The organism is Microcoleus sp. BR0-C5 (genome assembly GCF_036705045.1).
In the GTDB taxonomy this organism is placed as follows: domain Bacteria; phylum Cyanobacteriota; class Cyanobacteriia; order Cyanobacteriales; family Microcoleaceae; genus Microcoleus.
Window position 1 is genome coordinate 1 of record NZ_JAUBTR010000131.1, and the last position, 8,407, is coordinate 8,407.

The following is an 8,407-nucleotide window of genomic DNA, read 5'->3' on the forward strand; positions in this document are numbered from 1 at the left end:
CTAAAACTTATTCGTTACCATCTTTACGGGCGATTCCCTACGGGATAGCTTCGCACGCGCGGACTTACTTCAAACTCCGATAGAATAAGTGCTTGAACCCACATCTTTCTTAAATCAATCCGAAATTAACAGCACTAATACTACTAGCAGAAACTCCACTGAGAGAAGCTAAAATCTCCCCTGTTTGTGCAAACCGGATTAATGTTGCATCGCTATCTTGAGCAATTGTCAATTGCGAGAAAGTCAGCCCGTTACCTAATACTAACAAGTCTTGACCGACTTCAAAGTCAGCGATGGTATCAATACCGGAATTGATGGAAAGCAAGAAGCGATCGCTCCCTACATCCCCTACTAAGGTATCATCGCCCAAATCGCCACTGAGGAAATCGTTACCTTCACCTCCTACGAGAATATCATTGCCTTGACCGCCGTAGAGGGTATCGTCGCCCTTTTCACCAATTAGGATATCTTCACCTCGATTGCCAGAAAGGAAGTCACTAGCCGCACCACCTGTCAAAGTATCAAAACCCTTTCCGCCGTAAAGCGTATCGTCACCAATTCCACCATCTGTTAAGTCGTTCCCCTGATTGCCATTCATCCAATCGTTGCCATCAAGACTAAACAGCAAGTCATTTCCTTTTTTACCGCGCAATATATCATCGCTAGCGCTACCAGTAATGGTATCGTCGCCATCTGTGCTTTCGGTGGTATTTTCCCCGTCTTTAACGAATTCAATACCGCTTTCTGGGAATGGTTCATCGGGTGTAGATGGCGTACTGGAGTCATCAGTATCTAAAGTATTGCGGAGTGTTGGATTGTTAGCTGTCGCCGACTGAATTTTGGTATTTAGAGATGCACCAGTATTTTCAGAAATCGCCGACTGAATCGTTTTATTTCCGGCTGCGACTTGCAGTAAATCTGGGGCTACTTCTCCTTGTTCAACTTTTTGGAGGCGGGCGATTTCTGTCGCGGCATCTGAGGGGGAGGAATTGCTGGAGGCGATCGCCTTTATTCGCTGATTTCCCTCGGCAATAATTTGGGCAGCATCCGCAGCAATACTAGATAGTTGCGGTGCTTGCAGTTGACTGGTTGCCGACTGAATAATCGCCTGCACTTGTGTGGAATTGCTGAAGTCGAGAGTGCCAGATTTAATTTGATTGGCAACGGCTGCAATTACGCGATCGGCAATCTCATTTTTAGCTGTATTTGAAGCACCGCTAATTAAATTTGTGAGCAAGACAATGGTATTTTGCACCTCAGCGTGTGCTGCATAAACCGCCAAACCATTCGGGTCGTTTTGAGTAATTGCCTGTAACGGGTCGTAGCTAGTCAAGTCAATTGCTGACGGCAGTCCCAAGGCAGATTTAACCTGAATTTGCGCCTGATTAGGGTCAGTACCTTGATCGACCAACTCGGTCAATAGGGTAGTTAAAGGAGTGACGACAATAGCATCGGGTGTGGCAAATAGGGGCGTTTGCTGCGGCAAATAAGTAGAGGTATTGATGCCGTCTGTAATGGCAATTCTGCCTTCATCTGGTTCGAGGTCGCCGCTGTTATTTTTGTCGAATTTGTCAAGAGAGACATCTAGGTCAAAGCTGCCATCGGCGTTAGTAATTGAGAACGGTTCGTTTTCATCTTTGATTCCATTAAAGTTGGCATCGAAGAAGACAGTCGCCCCGGCCATGTAACCGTTAATTGCTCTGCCCCTAGTGCTAGAACTCGGTCCCAAACTAAAGCTAGCTAACTCAAATGTGGCAAAGTTATTATCGTAGACTGTTTTGTAATCTAATCCGCAGGGATAAGGTATGTTGATTTCAGGGATGATGGTTTTGCCACCCAACCATTTCGGAGCTTTTACTGCTGGAATGGTTTTCTTACAGAATTGGACTGATATGCTTTTAACCTCCGCGCCCAAGAAAGCATTAACTTGTCCTGTTACATCAAACAGTTCCGAGGGTTTGCTGATGCGGGAAGTAATTTCCGATGTTCGGATTTTGCCGTCGCCACCTTGTTTCGGTTGGAATTCTCCGATATCTATCAAATCGATGCCGACTTTTCCTTGAATTCCACCTTTGACATAGCCCTCGGCAATGCCAACATCTATCCCAGCACCCACCGCAATACTAGCATCAAGACTGAGTTCGTCAACATCTGGCCCTGTACCGTCAGCATTTTGGCGATCGCTCACATAAAATCCATCCAAAAGTTTGTCAGCAGAACCCGCAGCAAAATTCGAGTTTTTCCACTCACTTAATCCGTAGGTATCGTACCCAAATCCTAGATGAGCTGAAGCACTAAAGTTGCCTCCAAGTACACCCTTGATCGGCCCCCAGATCGGAAAATTTTTCTCAATATTAAAGTCAAAACCCAGTTTAGGCATCTGGTAGCTTAAAATCGGAACATCCGGTTTACCTATCAGCAATTGAATCGCGGTTTCGGGTTGGGTCAAGAGTGGGATATCAAAGCCATCAATATCTTTTAAGGCATTTAAGAACTCCTTGACATTGCCGCTTGTTTTGGAGTTAATTTGTTGGTTGGCTGTTTGCTGTACAGCAGTCGTTGGGTTCGGGGAAGCATTCTGAAGATTCGCACTGTTATCGGCAACATCTATATTACCCAGAGTGTAAGAACCCAAATCGATTTTATCTGGAGAATTTGCTATTTGGTTTGCCAAATCAACAACTTTATCAACCTTGGCAACCGCATCTAAAAAGCGAGTATCGATATCGCGACCCGATAGTTTTGCTGCCAGTTCTAGTACGCTGACTTTGCCATCCCCATTTTTATCAAACTCCCCAGCTAGACCTAGTGTAGACAGTAACTTGGTGTCGGTATTCAAAAAGTTGATAACTGGTCGAAATGGTTTAATGACATCCGAAATTTTACCGAGTATTGGTTTGGCAAAATTATTAACAAATGTCCCCAAATCAAGTTGCATATTGTTAAATGCAACTGCGGGCTTTTGCGGCCCGGTTAATTGACCGTTAGCATAATTTAGGATTGGCCAATTAACTGCTAAGTCGAAGTTATAGGAGGGGAAGGCAGCATTGCCGTTGATGCTGGTTTTTGCTGTGAGACCGAGATTAGCATTGCTCGTTAAGTTGGCATTGAATAAGTCTTTAAACTGATAGTTGCCTTGGAGTTCTGGCAAGGTGAGGCGAGAGCCATCATTCGGGCCGCCCAGATTGTCTAAGTCATTGAGCTTGACTTCAAGATTGGCATCGACTTTAGTAGGGTTTTTGGTATCGTTTGCCAGGTCAACTTGGAAAAAACCTAAGTTGCCTTTTGCCTTGAATTGGTCATCTAGGCCCAAGTCTATGTTGGCGGTTAACTTGGTTTGGTCAGTATCTATGTAGCAGCCGAAATCTTTACTAACACCAACTCCTAGGGACAAGTTGTAGTTGTATTTTGATTTGGCTTTTCCATCTACATCTAAGCTTAATGCCGGTACTCCTAAGTTTGTCGATAGATTGATGTCGGGAAACTCATATTGCCTGCCCAGAGTAATTAGCAAGGTACTTTCCGCAGCACTCGAATTCCCAGTGAGAGCAACATTGAAGTCCGAACCCAATGCAGTGCGGAGGCTAGTTTCTAACTGACTCAGACTTTGATTTCCCTGATTTTTAATCGTATCGACTAACTTAGTCTTGATGTTGCCAATAAAATCTGGGGAAATGTCCTTGAGCGGCCCGACAATGGGTAGGTTAACTGCCTGTAATTGGTCGTCAAGAATTTTCTCAAGTTTATCCAATCCAGCTTCTACCCCGCACCAATTCTTCTGTGTGTCGATGGTACCAACAGGTGTTGGAGTACCAGTTGTCGGCGTCGGAGTTGGAGTACCAGTTGTCGGCGTCGGAGTTGGAGTACCAGTTGTCGGCGTCGGAGTCGGAGTACCAGTTGTCGGCGTCGGAGTCGGAGTACCAGTTGTCGGCGTCGGCGTCGGAGTACCAGTTGTCGGCGTCGGCGTCGGAGTACCAGTTGTCGGTGTCGGAGTCGGAGTACCAGTTGTCGGTGTCGGAGTCGGCGTGACTGGCGTCGGTGTCGGAGTCGGCGTCGGCGTCGGAGTCGGCGTGACTGGCGTCGGCGTCGGAGTTGGAGTACCAGTTGTCGGTGTCGGAGTCGGCGTGACTGGCGTCGGCGTCGGAGTTGGAGTACCAGTTGTCGGCGTCGGAGTCGGCGTGACTGGCGTCGGTGTCGGAGTTGGAGTACCAGTTGTCGGCGTCGGAGTCGGCGTGACTGGCGTCGGTGTGGGAGTACCAGTTGTCGGCGTCGGCGTCGGCGTGACTGGCGTCGGTGTGGGAGTACCAGTTGTCGGTGTCGGAGTTGGCGTGACTGGCGTCGGCGTCGGCGTGACTGGCGTCGGTGTCGGAGTACCAGTTGTCGGCGTCGGTGTCGGAGTACCAGTTGTCGGCGTCGGCGTGACTGGCGTCGGTGTGGGAGTACCAGTTGTCGGCGTCGGCGTGGGAGTGACTGGTGTCGGCGTCGGTGTCGGCGTGACTGGTGTCGGCGTCGGTGTTGGCGTCGGTGTCGGTGGCGCTACATCATCATTAGTAATAGTTGTGGTAGCGGTAGCAGTGGTAATTGTCGGTGTAGAATCTAATACCGAGGGATTGGACAGCGTAACCTCAAGGGTTTCATTGTCTTCGATCGCCGCATCGCCTAAAACATCGAGAGTAATGGTTTTCGATGTCTCGCCCGCTGCAAAATTAATCGTACCAGTCGCAGCAGTTGCACCGGATGTGCCGCCGATGTTGTTGTAGTCGCTGACGTTTGTAGCAGTACCTGCGATCGCATAATCTACTGTGCTCGCCAAGTCAGTGCAACCGCTGCGAGTAACAGTAAAAGTGGCAGCAGTTGTGCCGGAGTTGCCTTCTGTAACGGTTGCAGTACCAGCGCTAATCGCGTAGTCGATCGGATTAAGCAGAATTGTCACCTTGCTAGCACCCGATCCGATGCGATCGCCGGGTCCGGAAATCACCCTGTTAAATCCGGCGTAAATCTCGGAATTGACTGGCCCGGTAGCATCAACTTGACCGTTGAGGGCGTAAAGATATGGAGAATTCAAGCTATTTTTTAGCCCGCTTTTGTTATCCCACCCAAGTTGTTCGTTGCTGACTTCAAACTCGACACTCGAAGCGTTAGTCACAAAGTTAGGCACATTTCCTGGGGTAAGTTCTCCGCCAGGGGGTGTATTGTAGTCATTCCCGAAAACGCTCATGTTGCCGTTAACAATGTTCATCTCGGCATCGCGGCTGTTAGTGCTGGCATCCCCTCCATAGCCATCGTTTGACGCTGAGTCGCCGAGATTTACCGTCCATCCTGACGGAGTTTGGTCGTATTCAACGATGAATTTCGCTTTTTTGATTTTGCCGTCAAAATTGATTTTGGCTACGGCTTCTAACCAACTGTCTGCGTTGGAGTCTGTCGGGGTATTTACTAGAGAAATAAACTGGTTTGGCCCACCAGTAATTGTGCCTGTTTTGAGGTCTATTTGGTACGGACTCAGGGTTGATGTAACCGGTGGTTCTTCTGGTGGCGCTACATCGTTATCAGTAATCGCCACTGTCACCCCTGGAACCACAATCCCGTTATAATTCGTATCAGCGCTGCTCACACTGTGAGCGATATTACCGCTGTGCGCCCCTTCCACAACCGCATCGTCAACAGCTTTCACCGTAACGGTTTGAGCGACATTCCAATTGTCCGCATTGAAAGTCAGAGGGGCGATCTCCTCAATCTGATCACCTGTTGTGAGAGTGATAGTTACAGGGTCGCTGGGCTGCGATTTCAGCACCACACTGTAGGTACCATTTGTACCGGCTTCTGTGGCAGTTGTTTCCGTAGGAGTAATAGAAACACCAGCCGTATCATCATTAGTAATAGTTGTGGTAGCGGTAGCAGTGGTAATTGTCGGTGTAGAATCTAATACCGAGGGATTGGACAGCGTAACCTCAAGGGTTTCATTGTCTTCGATCGCCGCATCGCCTAAAACATCGAGAGTAATGGTTTTCGATGTCTCGCCCGCTGCAAAATTAATCGTACCAGTCGCAGCAGTTGCACCGGATGTGCCGCCGATGTTGTTGTAGTCGCTGACGTTTGTAGCAGTACCTGCGATCGCATAATCTACTGTGCTCGCCAAGTCAGTGCAACCGCTGCGAGTAACAGTAAAAGTGGCAGCAGTTGTGCCGGAGTTGCCTTCTGTAACGGTTGCAGTACCAGCGCTAATCGCGTAGTCGATCGGATTAAGCAGAATTGTCACCTTGCTAGCACCCGATCCGATGCGATCGCCGGGTCCGGAAATCACCCTGTTAAATCCGGCGTAAATCTCGGAATTGACTGGCCCGGTAGCATCAACTTGACCGTTGAGGGCGTAAAGATATGGAGAATTCAAGCTATTTTTTAGCCCGCTTTTGTTATCCCACCCAAGTTGTTCGTTGCTGACTTCAAACTCGACACTCGAAGCGTTAGTCACAAAGTTAGGCACATTTCCTGGGGTAAGTTCTCCGCCAGGGGGTGTATTGTAGTCATTCCCGAAAACGCTCATGTTGCCGTTAACAATGTTCATCTCGGCATCGCGGCTGTTAGTGCTGGCATCCCCTCCATAGCCATCGTTTGACGCTGAGTCGCCGAGATTTACCGTCCATCCTGACGGAGTTTGGTCGTATTCAACGATGAATTTCGCTTTTTTGATTTTGCCGTCAAAATTGATTTTGGCTACGGCTTCTAACCAACTGTCTGCGTTGGAGTCTGTCGGGGTATTTACTAGAGAAATAAACTGATTTGGCCCACCAGTAATTGTGCCTGTTTTGAGGTCTATTTGGTACGGACTCAGGGTTGAAGGTTGACCGTTAGCTGCAATAGTTAGTGTTGTTTTATTAGTTGTACCCGCAACGCCACCAGTGATTGTGCCAAAGTTGAGAATTGCGGTTTCGGCGTTTTCAGGGAGATTGTCAGGTTTGATCGTGACTGCAACATCCTGGGTGAGAGTAGTAGTGCCGGCGGGGAAAGTAACAGTAGTAGGCGAAAAGGTGTAGTCTGAATTTTCGGTGGCTGTGCTACTGGGGTCGAGGACAATTGGCACTGTTACAGCAGCGTCGGGAGTGGCGCTGATAGTAACGGGAATATTGACTACTGTATCTGTCGTTCCTTCAGTGCCACTGTAAGTTGCAGCCCCAAAATTTACCGCCGGAGATGTATTCAGCAGAATCGAGGTGTTTTGAGAGTCAAAGTTCGCCGTAGCTAAATCGGATAAGCCATCTTTGTTAAAATCGCCTACAACAATACCTTGGGGACTGGTTCCCACAACAAAATTAGTGGCAGTCCCAAAGCTGCCATTGCCACTTCCAAACAAGACGGAGACATCGCCCGATCCATTGTTGGCTGTAGCTAAATCAATTTTTCCATCGGCATTGAAGTCACCACTAGCAATAGCAAGGGGTTGTGTTCCAACGCCAAAGTTAGTAGCTGCACTAAAGTTTCCCGTGCCATCTCCTAACAGTATGGATACGTCGTTTGAGCCTTCATTGCTGGTTGCTAAGTCAGGATTATTGTCCCCATTAAAGTCTCCTAAAGCAATGTAATTAGGGCTATTTCCAACGGTAAAGTTAGTGGCAGCGCCGAAAGTGCCATCAGCATTCTGCAACAGGAGGGATACGTTGTTAGAACCCGAGTTGGCTGTCGCAAAGTCTGACTTGCCATCTTTGTTAAAGTCGCCGATAAGCACAAAAGAAGGAGTTGACCCCACGCTCAAATTAGTAGCTGTGGCAAAAGTACCATTACCATTACCGGGCAAGATGGAGATGTCGTTAGAGCTTTGATTGGCTGTAGCTAAGTCAAAATTGCCGTCCCCGTTGAAGTCTCCCACAGCGACGGTATACGGACTTGACCCCACACCAAAGTAGGTGGCTGCACCAAAAGTGCCATCGCCATTTCCTAACAGGAGAGAAACGTTGTTAGTCAAATTATTGGCCGTAACCAAGTCAGAATTGCCGTCTTTGTTAAAGTCGCCTACAGCGACAGACCAAGTATAGAGATCGCTCGGCGGACTGGTGTTAAGATTAGTGGCAGCGCCAAATTTGCCAGTGCCATCTCCCAGTGTGATCGAGACGTTGCGATTAACTCCAGTGCTGGCAAAGGCTAGGTCAAGGTTGCCGTCTTTGTTAAAATCGCCACTGGCAACTTTACGGAGACTGTATGTTATGGGAAAATTAGTCGCAGCACCAAAACTATTCAAAACGTACTCGTAACCTGCTAACACTTCGGGTTCAAATACCAGCGGTGTTTCTATTGAACCGGTTCTGACTTCCAGTTCCCAGTCGCCACCCTTTGCAGCGCTTCCGGTGAGGTTTTTGGAAGCTGCAACATTGGCATTTGTGAGTTGGGCGATGCGCTGGATGAAGGCTACACC

At 48.3% G+C, this 8,407-nt stretch carries 1 protein-coding gene; it reads right to left on the reverse strand.

Translation table 11 applies throughout. The features are described from left to right. Window positions 1-109: 109 nt before the first annotated feature. Window positions 110-8,407, reverse strand: an 8,298-nt coding sequence (locus QUB08_RS30675; protein ID WP_333229925.1) for an FG-GAP-like repeat-containing protein, incomplete at its 5' end; no start/stop codon positions are given.